This is a genomic window from Ferrimonas aestuarii (genome assembly GCF_005116665.1).
Classification (GTDB): Bacteria; Pseudomonadota; Gammaproteobacteria; order Enterobacterales; family Shewanellaceae; genus Ferrimonas; species Ferrimonas aestuarii.
Genome location: NZ_SWCJ01000002.1, coordinates 311,052 through 327,173 on the forward strand (window position 1 = coordinate 311,052; position 16,122 = coordinate 327,173).

The 16,122-nt window shown below is 52.6% G+C and carries 15 protein-coding genes; 1 reads left to right on the forward strand and 14 read right to left on the reverse strand.

The genetic code is table 11. The features are described from left to right. Positions 1-5: 5 nt before the first annotated feature. From holB to apbC, 7 genes are read right to left on the reverse strand one after another with little or no spacing between them, the layout of a single operon-like run. Entirely contained in the window at positions 6-908 is a 903-nt protein-coding gene (gene holB, locus FCL42_RS04280) for a DNA polymerase III subunit delta' (protein WP_136862141.1), read from the reverse strand. Further along, on the reverse strand, positions 909-1,526 hold the full coding sequence (gene tmk, locus FCL42_RS04285; RefSeq protein WP_136862142.1) for a dTMP kinase: 618 nt from the start codon (positions 1,524-1,526) through the stop codon (positions 909-911). After that, positions 1,526-2,530, reverse strand: a complete 1,005-nt coding sequence (mltG, locus tag FCL42_RS04290; RefSeq protein ID WP_229359773.1) for an endolytic transglycosylase MltG — start codon at positions 2,528-2,530, stop codon at positions 1,526-1,528. The genes tmk and mltG overlap by 1 nt, the downstream gene beginning before the upstream one ends. Beyond that, positions 2,527-3,342 (reverse strand): aminodeoxychorismate lyase, encoded by an 816-nt coding sequence (gene pabC, locus FCL42_RS04295; protein ID WP_136862143.1) that lies wholly within the window; start codon positions 3,340-3,342, stop codon positions 2,527-2,529. The genes mltG and pabC overlap by 4 nt, the downstream gene beginning before the upstream one ends. Then, positions 3,342-3,926 (reverse strand): dCTP deaminase, encoded by a 585-nt coding sequence (dcd, locus tag FCL42_RS04300; protein ID WP_136862144.1) that lies wholly within the window; start codon positions 3,924-3,926, stop codon positions 3,342-3,344. The genes pabC and dcd overlap by 1 nt, the downstream gene beginning before the upstream one ends. 48 nt (positions 3,927-3,974) lie before the next feature. Further along, the gene (gene udk, locus FCL42_RS04305; RefSeq protein WP_136862145.1) at positions 3,975-4,610 is read right to left on the reverse strand and encodes a uridine kinase; all 636 of its coding nucleotides are present in this window, start codon (positions 4,608-4,610) and stop codon (positions 3,975-3,977) included. A 60-nt stretch (positions 4,611-4,670) separates the two neighbouring features. Continuing rightward, the gene (apbC, locus tag FCL42_RS04310) at positions 4,671-5,789 is read right to left on the reverse strand and encodes an iron-sulfur cluster carrier protein ApbC (protein WP_267873228.1); all 1,119 of its coding nucleotides are present in this window, start codon (positions 5,787-5,789) and stop codon (positions 4,671-4,673) included. A 157-nt stretch (positions 5,790-5,946) separates the two neighbouring features. Between apbC and metG the strand changes: the two genes are divergently transcribed. Next, positions 5,947-8,022: a methionine--tRNA ligase gene (metG, locus tag FCL42_RS04315; protein WP_136862147.1), complete on the forward strand. Its 2,076-nt coding sequence runs from the start codon at positions 5,947-5,949 to the stop codon at positions 8,020-8,022. An 89-nt stretch (positions 8,023-8,111) separates the two neighbouring features. On the opposite strand, the gene FCL42_RS04320 is transcribed toward metG, so the two are convergent. The 7 genes from FCL42_RS04320 to FCL42_RS04350 all read right to left on the reverse strand — a co-directional run bounded on the left by FCL42_RS04320 (position 8,112) and on the right by FCL42_RS04350 (position 16,122). Continuing rightward, the gene (locus FCL42_RS04320; RefSeq protein WP_136862148.1) at positions 8,112-8,681 is read right to left on the reverse strand and encodes a hypothetical protein; all 570 of its coding nucleotides are present in this window, start codon (positions 8,679-8,681) and stop codon (positions 8,112-8,114) included. A gap of 85 nt (positions 8,682-8,766) precedes the next feature. Beyond that, the gene (locus FCL42_RS04325) at positions 8,767-9,159 is read right to left on the reverse strand and encodes a VOC family protein (protein ID WP_229359774.1); all 393 of its coding nucleotides are present in this window, start codon (positions 9,157-9,159) and stop codon (positions 8,767-8,769) included. Positions 9,160-9,219: 60 nt separating this feature from the next. Further along, positions 9,220-9,588 carry a helix-turn-helix transcriptional regulator gene (locus FCL42_RS04330; protein WP_229359784.1) on the reverse strand — a complete coding sequence of 123 codons (369 nt, stop codon included), beginning with the start codon at positions 9,586-9,588 and terminating at the stop codon, positions 9,220-9,222. Positions 9,589-9,707: 119 nt separating this feature from the next. Continuing rightward, positions 9,708-10,835 (reverse strand): AraC family transcriptional regulator, encoded by a 1,128-nt coding sequence (locus tag FCL42_RS04335; protein WP_169308287.1) that lies wholly within the window; start codon positions 10,833-10,835, stop codon positions 9,708-9,710. A gap of 133 nt (positions 10,836-10,968) precedes the next feature. Then, positions 10,969-12,528, reverse strand: a complete 1,560-nt coding sequence (locus FCL42_RS04340) for an acyl-CoA synthetase (protein WP_136862151.1) — start codon at positions 12,526-12,528, stop codon at positions 10,969-10,971. Between the two features lie 76 nt (positions 12,529-12,604). Further along, a complete protein-coding gene (locus tag FCL42_RS04345) occupies positions 12,605-14,965 on the reverse strand; it encodes an efflux RND transporter permease subunit (RefSeq protein WP_136862152.1) in 2,361 nt (786 codons plus the stop codon). Then, the gene (locus tag FCL42_RS04350) at positions 14,962-16,122 is read right to left on the reverse strand and encodes a WD40/YVTN/BNR-like repeat-containing protein (RefSeq protein ID WP_136862153.1); all 1,161 of its coding nucleotides are present in this window, start codon (positions 16,120-16,122) and stop codon (positions 14,962-14,964) included. The genes FCL42_RS04345 and FCL42_RS04350 overlap by 4 nt, the downstream gene beginning before the upstream one ends.

A 16,122-nucleotide genomic window follows, 5' to 3' on the forward strand; every position in this document is an offset into this window, starting at 1 on the left:
AAAGGTTACGCGATCAGCTCTTGAAATAGCGGGATATGATTAAGACCAGATTGATTGGCAAAACGCTGATACAGCTCGGCGGTTTTTACGCTCAAACCATGCCAACGTTCCGTCTCATGAATCTGGTGTCGCTGCCACTGGGCTAATTCAATATAGAGCACTTTTAACGCCAGCGGTGCCTTATCGCTGTCAAGAGACATCAGAACGGGCGCCAACACGCCGAGCTTAAGGCTCTGCTTCCAGCCATCTCGACATTGCGCCGCTAACTCGGCGTCGCCAGATTCGATGGCCTGTTTTAGAGACAAAGGGCCTCCAAAAACCCGCAATTGCTGACTTAGAAGCGCATCAGGCACACTCTGGCCCAACAGGGCTTGACTCTGCGCAAGGCTGGGGGAAGGCAATAGCAAAGACTGACAACGGCTATGAATGGTTGGCAACAAACGTTTCGGGTTGGCACTGACTAAGATCAGGTACACCCCGGCCATCGGCTCCTCTAGGGTTTTCAAGAGTGCATTGGCGGCCGCTTGGTTCATGGTGTCCGCCTGCTGCAGAATCACGACGCGAGCACCGCCTTGGTTAGCCGTCTGCGACAGCTGGGTGATCAGTGCTCGGATCGACTCCACTTTAATCTGCTTACCATCAGGAGCAATCTCGAACCGATCAGGGTGGTTGCCGGCCTTGAGCAGCAGACAGCTGCGACATTGACCGCAACCAGAGTGACGTTCACACAACAAACTTTGGGTCATCGAGTCAGCAAAACTTGCCTTGCCGATGCCCTCAGCCCCTGCCAGCAACCAAGCATGGGCCACTGTGCCGCGAGATAAAATCTGCTGCCACTTACGCCACGACGACGCCAGCCACGGCAACTGCGCTACGTCCATGGTTGGGAGTTGGGTGGTGTCACTCACTTACAACAACACCTTAGCCAGTGCCGATTCAATATCTTGATGTACCTTCTCCATCGTTTGACTGGCGTCGATGGTCAAAATGGTGCCATCGCGCTTGGCGTGGTCAAGGTAGGCGCCGCGAGCTCGCTCGAAAAAGTCCAAGCTTTCGAGTTCGATGCGATCCAGTTCACCGCGACCTCGAGCACGCTCAAGGCCAAGCTTAGGATCGATATCCAGATACAGCGTTAAATCCGGTTTAAATTCGCCCAAGGTGATGGCGGATAGCCCAGCCACTTCGCTTTCCAGTCCTCGCCCTGCCCCTTGATAGGCAATGGAAGACAAGTTGTGACGATCGCCAATCACCAACTTTCCCTCTGCCAGCGCTGGCTTAATCACCGATTCCACCAATTGAGCTCGACAGGCGTACACCATCAACAGCTCGGTCATCGGTGCCATCGGCTCTTCCCGAGGGCGCTTCCAGATCTCCCGAATCTCTTCCGCGAGCGGGGTTCCCCCCGGCTCACGGGTATTCACCCGCTCCAGATCAGCAAAGTGTGTCTCAAACCAACGGTTAACCAGATCAATGGCGGAGCTTTTTCCGGCCCCTTCCAGGCCTTCGATGACGATGTATTTACTCATTACTTGTTTCTTATGTATTGGTTTACCGCGCGGTTGTGTTCCGCAAGGGTCTGTGAAAATTGATGGCTACCATCGCCTTTGGCAACAAAGTAGTACATGTTTGAATCCAACGGGCGAGCGGCGGCCTCAAGGGCTTCTCGTCCCACTAGTGCGATGGGCGTTGGTGGCAAGCCATTAATGCGATAGGTGTTGTAGGGCGTTTTTTCTCGAAGGTCTTGGCGACGAATGTCGCCGTCGAAACGCTCCCCCATGCCGTAGATCACCGTGGGGTCAGTCTGCAGTCGCATCCCTTTGCGTAGTCGATTCACAAACACCGAGGCGATAAGTGGCCGCTCGGCGGCTACGCCGGTCTCTTTTTCAATGATCGAGGCCAAAATCACCATCTCGTAACTGGACTTTAGCGGCAGCTGATTTGCGCGCTGCTTCCATACCGCGTCGATTTCAGTGCGCATACGTTTGGCGGCACGGGTTAATAGCGCTGAATCCGTTTCTCCTAGATGAAACTGATAGGTGTCTGGGAACAGCATCCCCTCTGGGTTAGCGCCATCGAAATCGATGAGTTTTGCCAGCGATTCTGGGGTGTGAGTCAGCGTTAATTTAGGGTGTGCCTTGATTCGAGCCAGTGCTTGCTTGACGGTTTCCCCTTCCACCAACGTCAGATAAAACGCTTTTTGCTCACCGCGGATAATCTTCTCAAGCTGCTGGCGAACGCTAACACCAGGAGTCAGCTCATAGGTGCCCGCTTTGATCTTTGTAAGGCTTGAGTCCAAGCGCACCGCGACCTTTATCCAGAATGAGGTCTCTATCCAACCTTGCTTCGACCACTGATTGGCTAAGCCGATGGTACTGGCACCTTTATTCAGGGTCCATTCGGTGGGCTGGCTAATGGACAGTGGCCGCTGAAGCTCTTGGCCGGTGCGATGCACCACGTAAGCCGCCGCCATGGCCAGCAATAAGATGAAGGTCAAACACAATGCCAGCAGTCGGCGAAAAAACGTAATCATAAGAGCGAATGTTGTAACTGTCTGAACAGATCACTAATGGCTAAAGTACGATGCTCCAGTTTGACAACTGGAACCAGCTTCATCAAGCCATTACAGACAAAAGCACCATCAAATTGGTGGAGTTGAAAGGTTGAGATGGAACGTACCTGCACATCAATGCCAAGCTGCGCGGCCGTGCCCAATACCCGTTGGCGCATGACGCCGCTGACGCCACTTCGGCAAAGTGCTGGAGTGACGAGGGTATCGCCCTGCCAAAAAAACAGATTCGCCGCACAGGCTTCAATGATTTCGCCATCGGTGTTGCAGACAATCAAATCATCTGCGGCGCTGGCATCCAGTTCAAATCTAAGGAGCACCTGCTCGGTTCTGGCTAACGACTTAATGCCGAAACCGCACCCAAGGGTGGCGATGGGCGTAGTGGCAAGCTCAAGGGCGATCCCCTGTTGTTGCCACGCTAGATAATGGTTGGGGTAAAGGTGAACCGAAACCAGTACCTCTGGTTGGGCGAGATACTCTCCACCGTAGCCTCGTCCCTGCCCCCCTCGGGTGAGGACGACTTTAATCACGCCAAGGCCTTGGGCATCACAGCGTGTCAGTGCCTGCTGCAAGGTGTGCCAAAGTGAGTCCCAACAGGGCTCAGCCATCTTTAATAGGTGGCACCCCCGCCTTAACCGCTGCTGGTGCAACGGCCAACTGGCGATTTGACCTTGCTCAACTAACATGGTGGTAAAGTGACCATCGGCAAAATTCAGGCCCCGGTTGGTCACCGAGACCGATTCTGTCGGCTCACTATTTACCCAAGCAGCAATCATTAGCTGTCCTGAGTGATGCGACTGGCCACGGCACCCTGCTGATCCCGATACTTCGCATTTTCACGCTTATTGTATGGACGAGCGCAGGCCATGCGCAGCTCCTCAAAGTTAAGCGCACCAATGGTCATGCCAGGGCGCAGCGCCAATGGCAACTTACCACTGTTATAGAACTCAAGTACGATCTGCCCTGACCAGCCTGGGTCAATTCGATGGGCGGTCACGTGAACCATCAGGCCAAGTCTCGCTAACGATGAACGGCCATCTAGCCAACCAACGATGTTGGCGGGCAACGTCAAAGACTCGAACGTGGCGCCGAGAGCAAGCTCCCCAGGATGCAGGTAAAAAGCTTCGCCGTCACCAATGGCAATTTCGTCACTCATGACACTATTAAGGGCTTTTTGAACCTCTTCACGGGGGCCAGAAAGATCGATGGAGGCGGCGGTATGATCGCGAAATACTCGGAACTTATCTCCTAAGGTCACGTCCACGCTGACGCCACTGATGCGGTCACTGGCAGGACGCGGTTCAATGGCGATGTTGCCACTGTCCAAATACTGTTCAATTTCGATGTCGGTCAAACGCATGATGTTCTATCCCTAAAACCTAATATGGGTACGTATTATTATTTTCAATTAGCTGGCTAATTGACGGATTTTGGCTTTCAAAAAGTCAATGGCGATGCGGTTCTTGCCACCGCGAGGTACGATGATGTCCGCATGTTGTTTCGACGGTTCAATGAACTGCATGAACATAGGACGCACGGTTTGCTGATACTGCTCCAGTACCGACTCCATGGTACGGCCTCGCTCCTCTACGTCGCGGCGCACGCGGCGCAGTAGGCAGATGTCCAGCGGCGTGTCCATGAAGATGGACGCGTGCATCTGTTCACGCAGCTTTGGGTCAGTCAGAAGCAGAATGCCTTCAAGGATGATCACCTTTTTAGGGGTGACCTTGGTGGTCTCTTCCATTCTGGTGTGCTCAGAATAGCTGTAGCTTGGCACTTCAACCGATTGGCCACTGCGCAGCGCCGCGAGGTGCTCAACCAACAACTCATGATCCAATGCATTTGGGTGATCATAGTTGGTCTTAACCCGCTCCTCCATCGACAGATGGCCCTGATCCTTGTAATAACAATCTTCCGTGATCATCGCAATATCATCTGTGCCCATATCCTGGCGAAGATCTTCACAGATGGTTCTGGCAATTAGACTTTTACCAGAAGCAGAGGCACCGGCGATACCGATGATGACACATTGTTGTTGAACCATAATATGTACTTCAGTTTAAAGGTGAATAAATACAGTTTGAACCATTGGCAGACACTCTGCCTAATCGTCGCTAATCTCGATCTCAAGTTCCAAGGGCTTAGACAGTCGCACCATGGCCGCCGCCGTTTCCCGTGCGATGGCAATGTACTGTTTGCTGATGTCGTCCTCTGGATTGGCGGCCACAGAAGGCTTGCCTTGATCCACCGCTTCGCGTACCGCGACATTAAGCGGCAACTCGCCCAGTAACTCGACGCCATATCGCTCGGCAGTGGCCTGGCCGCCGCCCTGACCGAATGGGTGCTCTTTGCTGCCACATTGGCTGCAAAGGTGATAGCTCATGTTTTCAACAATGCCCAACACTGGAATGTTGACCTTGTTAAACATGCTGATCCCTTTACGTGCATCTAAGGTGGCAACCTCTTGCGGGGTGGTCACTACCACGGCGCCAACCACGGGCACTTTTTGCGACAGAGTCAACTGGATGTCACCGGTACCCGGTGGCATGTCGATCACCAAGTAGTCCAGATCGGGCCAGTTGGTTTCATTCATCATCTGAATCAGTGCACCAGCCGCCATCGGGCCGCGCCATACCGTGGCTTGCTCTTCGCCTACCATAAAGCCGATGGAGTTGGCCGCGATGCCGTGAGCCACAGCAGGCTCCATGGTCTTGCCATCTACGCTCACCGGTTGGAAATCGGAAACCCCTAACATCAGCGGGATGGATGGACCGTAGATGTCTGCATCCAAAATGCCCACGCGCGCCCCTTCGTAGGCCAGCGCTAAGGCAAGGTTCACCGCGGTGGTGGATTTGCCCACGCCACCTTTTCCTGAGGACACCGCCACCACGTTCTTAACGCCAGCAATGGCGTCTCCCACGGCGGTCTCAATCACAGGAACAGCAAGGTCAACGCTACACTCAACCTCTTCAATGCCATCGATGCCGGCCACGGCTTGGGTGATCTCCTGCACCTTTTCAGGGTACTGAGAGCGGCATGGATAGGGGTAAACCAGATTCAGCGCCAAGCACTCGCCGTCCATCTGCATGCGGCGGACGATGCCAGCATCCAAAATGGATTGATTCAACAGAGGGTCGTGTACTTTAGCCAATGCCGATAAAACAGACTGACTTAATTGAGGGGATAAACGGTTATCTAGCGGATTTTCCGAATTTTCGGTCACGATTTTGACTCCGGGACTCATAAGTGATGCAAGTCTACCAGAAGTTGGCGTTAATACGTGTGTAATATCCCACCAACAAGTTCACCAATGGATGAAAAATCATTAGCCATCAGTTAAACTTGGCCTCTTTCGTAATTCACTGCATGTAAGAGATAAAATGGCATCTCCACAAAGAAAGATTCTGGTTACCAGCGCCCTCCCATACGCCAACGGTTCGATTCACCTCGGACACATGCTTGAGCATATCCAAACTGACATTTGGGCACGCTTCCAAAACTTGCGTGGCAATCAGTGTATCGCCGTCTGTGCCGACGATACTCACGGCACCCCGGTGATGCTGAAAGCGCAAAAAATGGGCATTACCCCAGAGGAGATGATCGCCAACGTTTCTCAAGAACATCAGGCGGATTTTGCCGATTTCTTAGTGAACTACGACAACTACCATTCGACGCACTCCGAAGAGAACCGTAAGTGGTCTGCCGAGATCTACAACCGCTTAAACCAAAGTGGCTTCATTAAGACTCGCGTGATTGAGCAACTGTTTGATCCGGAAAAAGAGATGTTCCTGCCAGATCGCTTTGTAAAAGGTACCTGCCCGAAATGTAAGGCGGAAGATCAAAACGGCGATAACTGCGAAGTGTGCAGTGCGACCTACAGCCCAACGGATCTGATCAACCCTAAATCCGTGGTGTCCGGCGCCACTCCGGTAATGAAAGACTCTGAGCACTACTTCTTCGACCTACCACAGTTTGAAACGGTACTGAAAGAGTGGACCACCTCTGGTGCTCTGCAGACCGAGATCGCCAACAAGTTGAACGAATGGTTCGAATCCGGCCTGCAGCAGTGGGACATCTCCCGTGATGCCCCCTACTTCGGTTTTGAGATCCCAGGCACCGACGGTAAGAAGTTCTTCTATGTGTGGCTGGATGCACCAATTGGCTACATGGGCTCTTTCGACAACCTGTGCCAAAAGCGTGACGACCTGAACTTCGATGAGTTCTGGGCCAAAGATTCGACTACCGAGCTGTACCACTTCATCGGTAAAGATATCGTTTACTTCCACAGCCTATTCTGGCCAGCCATGTTGCACGGTGCCGAGCTGCGTAAACCGACCAACGTGTTTACCCACGGCTATGTCACTGTGAATGGCGCCAAGATGTCTAAGTCTCGTGGCACCTTTATTAAGGCGCGTACCTACCTGGATCACCTGCACCCAGAGTACCTGCGTTACTACTACGCCGCCAAACTGAACGATCGTATCGACGACATCGACTTGAACCTGGAAGATTTCGCCCAGCGCGTAAACTCCGACATGGTTGGTAAATTGGTGAACATCGCCTCTCGTACCGCAGGTTTTATCGCCAAGCGTTTCGACGGCAAACTGGCAGGTGGTATCGACAACCCAGAACTGCTGGCGGAGTTCCAAAACGCCCAAACGACCATTGCCGAAATGTTCGAAGGTCGTGAGTACGGTAAAGCGATTCGTGAAGTGATGGCGCTGGCCGACAAAGCCAATGCTTATATCGCCGACAAAGCCCCGTGGGCGATGGCGAAGCAGGAAGGTTTAGAGAAGCAGACTCACGAAGTGTGCTCCATGGGCATCCACCTGTTTAAGATTCTGATGACCTACCTCAAGCCAGTACTGCCTGAGATGGCGGCCAATGTGGAAGCCTTCCTAAACGCAGAGCTGCGCTGGGACAACATCAACACCACGCTGACTGGCCATGAGATCAACAAGTTTAAGGCGCTTATTCAGCGTATTGAGCCTGCGAAGATCGAAGCGATGATGGACGCCACCAAGGCGGATCTGGAAGCGGAAGCGGCCCTTAATGCTGCGGCTGAGCCAAAAGCAAACGCCGCTGATGACAGCGACAACGATGAGCTGGAAAAAGAGCCTCTGGCAGACACCATCAACTTCGATGATTTCATGAAGGTGGATCTGCGTGTGGCTCGCATCGCTAAAGCCGAGCACGTAGAAAAAGCCAAAAAGCTGATTCGTCTGCAACTGGACTTAGGCGGCGGCGTGACCAAGCAGGTGTTCGCTGGCATCAAGTCTGCTTACACCCCAGAAGAGCTTGAAGGTCGCCTCACCGTAATGGTGGCAAACCTTGCCCCTCGCGAAATGAAGTTTGGTACCTCTGAAGGCATGGTGGTCGCAGCCGGTCCGGGTAAGGATGAGATCTACATCCTGTCACCGGATTCTGGTGCCAAACCAGGCATGCGCATCAGCTAACTTAGCGTAACTTTTTAGCAGAACTCACAAAGCCCGGCATAACATGCTGGGCTTTTTGGTTTCGGCAAGCCGAGTTTTGGACAGCGAGGTTAGCGAAACCCCAACAACAAACTGCAGCCCCGATTGTGGTGAGGGTAAAAGGTCGAGCAAAGATAGCCGGCATCTGACATCAACGAAATTAATTGTTGGCAACGTTGCTCGTAGGTGCTCAATGACAAACTAACATCCGCCAGATAGATACCGCCAACACAGATGGTTGATGTATTGGAGCGCAGATAAGCCAATGCCTCCGACATATCATCAAAGGCGATTAGCTTAGCCGCTTGAAAGATTAAATTTCGAATGTCGGCCACGCCGAGATTATTAGGCATGGTTCGAGAACTTAGCTTCCCCAATAGATGCTCGGCAACATTAACGGCGGCCTGACTATCGGCGGTGGGCGTTTCAATGTTTGCCACGCACACCCCCTGCAACTCCGTTAACTCCGCAAGTTTCTGATGCTGCCTCTGTGACAGTCCACAGGCAAGGATCAGATCCCAACAAGAGTCACTTTCTATAGCTCGCCAGTTAGCACTACTGCCATCACTTAAACGCACCGCCGTCGCGGTTACCAGCGCTAGCTTGGGCTGGCACCGCTGTAACTCTGTGGGTTCAAACATCCGTAAATCTCACCGAGATTGACATCACCGCTCTCTTAATCAAGGGTTATTGAGGAAGCCCATTGTGTCAGCAAACCGCCAACAATCACAACGCCTGCATCAGCTGGATGAAATTGCCACAGGTGTCATCCAGCACCGCAATTTGTACATTCCCCGCTTCGGTTGGGGGTATGGAAAACTGCACGCCGAGCTCGGTTAATCGTTGATATTCATGGACCAGATCATCCACTGAAAATGAGGTCCAAGGGATACCGGCTTGCTTAAGCGCCTGCTGATACTCCAAAGCGGGAGCAAATGCCATGGGCTCCAGCAAGAGTTCAACCCCAGCTTGAGCTTTTGGCGACACCACAGTCAACCACCGATGTTCACCTAAAGGCAGATCCGTCTTTTTTATAAATCCAAGTATCTGCGTGTAAAACTGCAGCGCCTTCTCTTGGTCACTCACCGGCACGCTCGTTACGCAAATTTCAATCATCATTTACCTCTTCTATCAGCAATGTAGATAAGGCCAATCTTAACGCCTCGTTAATAGAGGCGCTTATTCAGGATTGCTTTTTATGATTTGTCGAAAGGACGTTGGCGTCTGCCCAATGCATTTTTTGAAGATCGAAGAGAAGGTTGTAACGCTTTGATATCCAACCTCAAAACAAACATCGGTCACCGGCATTCCTTTGGTCAACAGCGCCTTGGCCTTGCGCATACGCAGATCGCGAAGATAAGTACGAGGAGTCACACCATAAATGCGCTGGAACATGCGAACGTAATGAAACTTGGACATGAAGGCGGATTTAGCCAGATCGGTTAACTGCAATTGCGACCCATATTCTTGAAGCATTAACGCCCTTGAACGGCGAACCTGAGCATAGTGTTCAGGGCGAAGCGGCAAAGCGTCATACAAACGCTCCATCTCCACTTGATAAAAGCTCTTAGGGGACGAGGACAACGCAATAAACCTCGGACAAAATTCGATAAGGCAATGGTAACACAGCAAAGCGTGCCATTATTTCTGAGAGCAACCATACTCACTTAGAGTGATGTTACCCTTTCTCCCCGAAACTCAAAGGGCGTGACCCCACACCATCGCTTAAATGCGCGGCAAAAATTACCGCTGTTGGCAAAGCCAAGCCGATAACTTATCTCCCCTAAACTCAGTCGATTTTGTCGCAACATCTCCTTCGCGCTAAAAGCGCGAACTTCGTTAAGCAGTTCCGTGTAACTGGTGCCCGCTTGCTGCAGTTGTCGTTGCAGTTGTCGAACGCTTAGTCCAAGTGTCAATGCCAACTGATACTGATCCAGATTGGCCTGTTGGATTTGGGATACCATGCCCGCCCTGACCCTTGAAACCACGCTAGTGACCCCTTGCTTTACTAGATACTCCTGAGCAACCTCAGCATTCCACTGTGCAAGAGCGGGGTTTGATCCGGGAAGCGGCATTATCAACTGCGAACGAGAAAACGCCATCACAGCCCTTCTATCACCAGGTTGAATCGGGCAACCAAATAACTGCAGGTAGCCTGCTCCTGATGCCATCTGCGCATCGGGCAGTCTCAGCTCACAAGGGGAGAACTGAACGCCGGCACAGAGGCGCAAAATGTGAAGCACCATAATAACGTAGAGCATCAATTGCGTATTTCGCACGGGGCAGCGGTCGTATCCAGGGGTATCGATGACCAGATAACCAAAGTCACTGTCTTGTTCAAAGCGCACGACAGTAAGGTCATCCACCACCTTTTGAAATTGCACCAAGTATTGAATGGACCTCTTTGGCGTGGGCGCGGCAAACATGGCATATCCCACCCCATGTAGGCTGGTTAAATGCAGCAAATTACCCATCTTGCTAATGGCCTCGTAGATTGCGGGGTTATCACAGATAAAATGGATAATTCGGCGCCACTTCCGATAGCTGGTTCTCGATTCAGGAAGTTGATAATCGTCGGCATTAAGGGTGAAACGAGCCACCAACTGATCTCGATTCCAGCCCAGATCCGCCAGCAACGCAAGTATGGCTTTGGTGCAGCTGCCAATGACACTGCCAGCCTCTGCCTCGCCGCTGTATTCTTGGTTTTCATAAGCCGGATCCATTCGCGCTAAGCATCCTTCAATATTAGGCGCGTAGTGCCGCTGCAATCCGGAATCGATATTTCGCTGTGCCATCCATGACCAAAGGCTGTGAATACGATAACTGGAAGCTACCAAGCGAGCGCTTGTTTTACAAACCACATAGGAATGAAAAGCGCTATTTATCAAAGAAAAAGGCCGCATAATGCGGCCTGAGACACTGCTCCGATCAGTTAACCCTTCGAGAGTGCCCCTCCCAGTAAGGCGCCCTGAGATCGGCTTTTCTCAATTTTCCCGCACCGGTAATCGGAAACGGCTCGTGGCGCACTTCCACCGAACGGGGACATTTATAACCCGCTATCAATTCATGGCAGTGGGCGATCAACTGCTCTTGGGTCAAGCTCTTGCCCTCTTGTAAGCGCACGATGGCATGAACCTGTTCCCCCCAGGTGTCACTGGGGATGCCGATCACCACCACTTCGCTGACCGCCTCATGTTGAGAGACGGCACTTTCCACTTCGGCGGAATAGACGTTTTCGCCACCAGAGACGATCATGTCTTTAACCCGGTCTACCAAGAACAGAAAACCGTCCTCATCCAAGTAGCCCGCATCGCCGGTGTGGATCCAACCGTTAACCATCACTGAGGCCGACTCTTCCGGTTTGTTCCAATACCCCATCATGGCGTTTCCACCACGAACTCGAACCTCGCCAACCTGCCCCACGGGGCACGCGTTACCAACGGGATCCATCACCTCCACTTCAACACAGTAACCCGCGCGCCCCGCCGAGCGTATCTTGGACTTAGGCCCGCTAAGCTGATGAAACTCTGAAGGCAAAATGGTAGCAATTGGCGCTAACTCGGTTTGACCGTAGGCCTGAATGAACTTAACGTGACTCATCTGCTCCATCGCTTGGCGTAGCGTGCCCTCTGGCATCGGTGAAGCACCGTAGATGATGCGCTGCAAACTGGAGATGTCTGCATCCGTTAGCACCCCACTTCCCAGCAACATGTTGATCATCGTTGGCACAAGCAGCGTGTGGGTTACCTGATGCTCAGCAATCACCTCCACCAGAGACTGGCAGGCAAAGGAGGGAATAAATACCTGAGTGGCGCCGATGATGGTACTGGAGTAGGACGCGGCAATATCTGCAGCGTGGAACATGGGTGCAGCATGCAGATAACGGGTGTGCTCCCCTTCGTATTCAAGGCCTAGTGCCGCGGAGATACTTGAGGTCCACAAATTGGAATGGGACAGCATCACCCCTTTGGGAAAACCGGTTGTTCCTCCGGTATAGTAGATACCCGCAAGCTCCGAGCCCCCGTTACAAAGATCGTCTATCCCTTCGGCTTGTGCTAAGCCGCGCTCAGAGCAGATCATCCCCGGCGGTGTTGCTTTATCGCCAACGTAGATGACGTTTTTGACCACCTCAGACTGCTGCATGATCGCCGCTGCCGCTTGAGCGAAGGTATCGTCAACAACCAAGGTGGTGGCACCGGAATCCTCAAGGGAGTAGAGGTTCTCTTTCACCGACCAACGGATATTAAGGGGCACCATCACCGCCCCCGCCCAAGGCACCGCAAAAAAGTACTCGTAGTAGCGGTCACTGTTGAGAGACAACACGGCAACACGGTCCCCTTTCTTTACCCCATTGGCTTGCAGCAGCCCAGCAATCTTAGCGATGCGACTGCGCAGTTGATTCCAGCTCTGTTGACGGTCGCCGCAGATGGTGGCGATCTTCTCCCCCTGAACCTGAGCATTGCGTTTGATCATTTGAGTGAGTTGCATAATACGTCCTTTTATCATCACTTGAGCCAGATGACGCCTCCCTGAGCGTCACCCCTATTATTAACCATCCGGCGAATTAAGCTGGATTCGATTGCGTGGCTAACCGAGCCTCTTGTCCCAGATTTCGATTCAGTAACCAGGTCAGCGCCGGCAAAAACACTAAGGCACCAACCATGTTCCAAAGGAACATAAAGGTCAGAAGCACCCCCATATCCGCTTGGAACTTGATGGGTGACAGCACCCAGGTGCCAACGCCAATGGCCAAGGTGATGCCGGTGAAGGCCACCGCCTTACCTGTGGTCTTTAACGCGGAAAAATAGGCGTCACTGAGTGCCATTCCCTGCTTCATGCAGGCGGTCAATTTGGCGTAAATATAGATGCCATAATCCACTCCGATGCCAACCCCCAAGGCGATCACCGGAAGCGTCGCCACCTTAATGCCGATCCCAACCCAGGCCATTAACGCCTGACACAGCAGAGACGTTAGCGCCAAGGGCAGAATGATGCACACGACGGTACGTAACGACCGAAAAGTGATGAAACAGAGAAGACTCACCACACCATAAACCCAGGCCAACATCTGATACTGCGCTTTTTCAATGACGATGTTGGTTGCCGCCTCAATGCCAGCGTTACCAGCAGCTAACTCAAACGCCACTCGTTCGTTGTTGTTGTCAGCGGCAAACTGCTGCGCCGCATCCACCACTCGCGTCAACGTCTGCGCTTTATGATCATCAAGGTAGACAATGACCGGCACCAAGGAGCAGGCACCGTTGATCATGCCCGGTGGCACCGCCTTGGAGCTGGTGGCTTGATTGAGTACATACTGATTTCGGCTTAACGCCATCCACTTTAATGACCCTTCATTCAGCGCCGAAATGGAATACTTTGCGATCTTCGAGATGGAGATGACCGACTGCACCCCAGGGACGTTTTCCATATGCCATTGAAATCGATCAATGAGGTTTAAGGTCTCATAGCTGACGCAGTAATCGTCCGCGGTTTCCACCATCACCACAAAACGGTCGGTGCTGGCAGAATAGTTGGCCACCATAAAGGCGTTGTCTTGGTTATAGCGAGAGTCAGCCCTGAGTTCAGGAGCACCGGCGTCCAGATCGCCCATGATAAGCCCCTGTTTACCAACCCATGCGACCGCAAATAACAGCACCATGATCCCAAGGGATACCAGCGCCATGGGCCTACGACTAAACTGAGCGATACCACGCCAAAACGATTGCGAGCTCTCCTCCTGACGCTGCAGACGGTCGACGGCGCGATGAGACACGCCAAGGTAAGAGATCAGCAGCGGCAACAGTACCAGATTGGTAAGAATGATCGCTGCCACCCCAATACTGGCCGCAACCGCCAAATCTTGAATCACCTGGATATCAATCACCATCAGAGTAATAAAGCCGATGCCATCGCTAACCAAGGCGGTGAGTCCCGCGACATAAAGGGACACAAACGCCGCTTTGGCGGCATCAAAACGGTGCTTGCCTGACATCACTTCATGAACAATGGCGTTGACCAGTTGCACGCCGTGGCTGACGCCGATGGCGAACACCAAAAATGGCACCAGCATGGAATAGGGATCGAGGCCATAACCGAGCAAATTTAATATGCCCAACTGCCAGATCACGGCAACAAGAGAACACAACAACGCCACCACTGAGCTCTTAATGCAGCGACAATACAAGTAAAGCAGCACTAGGGTTATGATCACGGCGGCCGCAAAGAACATCGCTACCTGCCCTGCCCCATTGATCAGCTCACCAACCACAATGGCAAAACCGGTAACGTGAATCTTGATGGTCGGGCTTTGGTATTTGTCGCGAATCAGCTGTTCAACCTTACTGGAGAACTGCTGATAATTAAGCTTCTCGCCGGTATTGGGATCCACATCAGACAAAGGGGCATAGATAATGGCTGACTTGAAGTTGTTGGCTACCAAGGCACCAACCTGGCCACTTTTCAACACGTTTTGCTTTAACCTGTCCAAACTGGCTTGGCTTCCATCGTAGCCGTCAGGGATAACGGTGCCACCGGCCAGCCCTTGCTCAGTGACCTCGTTCCAACGCACATTCGGCGTCCAAATTGATTTAAGGCCACTGCGGTCAACGCCAGGTAGGAAAAATACATCGTCATTGACCTGCTGCAGCACCCCCATAAATTCGGCGCTAAAAATGTCCTCTTCGGTGGTTTCCACCGCCACACGAATGGCATTGCCTAATCCGGAAAGATCGTCTCGATGCTGCAAAAACTTCGCAATGTAGGGATGAGATGTCGGCACCATCTTATCGAAGCTGGCATCCGGTACCACTTGAGTCATCCGGTGACCTAAAAACAACGTTAATAGGGCAAAAAGCATCAATAAAAGAGGTCTAGCACTAAAAATCCAGCGAGCCAACATCGGCTCAGTCGTCACAGTTGAATTCATCGCTGCACTCCTCGGCTGTGGTGATCACTGGCCATCCACAACATGGAGGCTGGGTGTGGTGACAAGCGCTGAGCGCCGCCAACGCCAACAGCAACCGCCTCGTTGTCATTGAGGTAACTCACTGCGGAATAGGGTTTTCGATCCGCCTGTTGACTCAATCGATAGTGTTGCCCACCATCGGAGCTGGTTAACACCACCCCTTCGGAGCCAACAACCATGATCTCTTCGCCTTTATTCACGATGGCGGCCAAGGTTGACTGAGTTTGGGTCGCTCGCTGCAGCCAGCTCACGCCCTGATCGCTGGAGAAAAAAAGGTGACCTCGCAGCCCGACTACAGTCACTCCCCTTTCGGTGGCGAGCACATCAAACAGAGAACCCTCATAAGGAAACTGAAGCCGCTTCCAACTTTTCCCACGATCCTGTGAGCGAAATACCGAGCCTGCCTCCCCGACCAGATACAAAGTGCCGTTGGGCGCTTGGGTCATGGCGTTGAGATGAAATCCATCGGGGTTATCCAGTCGATGCAATATCGGCAGCCACTGCTTGCCGCCATCGCCAGTCTGCAGCAGCAGCCCATAAGCCCCCATGGCAAATCCCAGCTTTTCATCAATAAAGTGGATGTTAAGTAATGGCTTAGTTGGGCCATCCTCCTGTCCCACCAACGCGTCATCCAGAGCAAATTCAGCATTTTCGATTTGCCACTGAAGCTGCTCTGACTCCTCTGCCCCTTCTGAAACGCCTCGCAGTTCACTCAAGCGCTGCTCAGCCGACGCCACCAACATCTGATTCAGGGCTATGCCGTCGAGCTGCTTATGCCAACGCGTGCCGCCATCCTGACTGTGTAGAATCACGCCATCATGGCCAACCGCCCAGCCCTCAGTCTCAGAGATGAAATCCACCGCCGTCAGATTGACGGCCACTGGCACGGCTCCTTGTTGCCAATGGTTGCCGTTGTCTTCGCTATAAAGAATGTGGCCGCGCTCGCCAACGGTCACGATGCGGTTGCCGGCGCGGTCGATGTCCAGCATCAACGAGTTCGCAGCGCGCCCCGATATGGTGGCGCTTAGCTCTAGGTTATCTGGCACCCCTTCTGCAAGCACTGCATTTGAAAGCAGCAGTGCTGCCACGGCTCCTCCCACATGCACTCGGTTATTCAT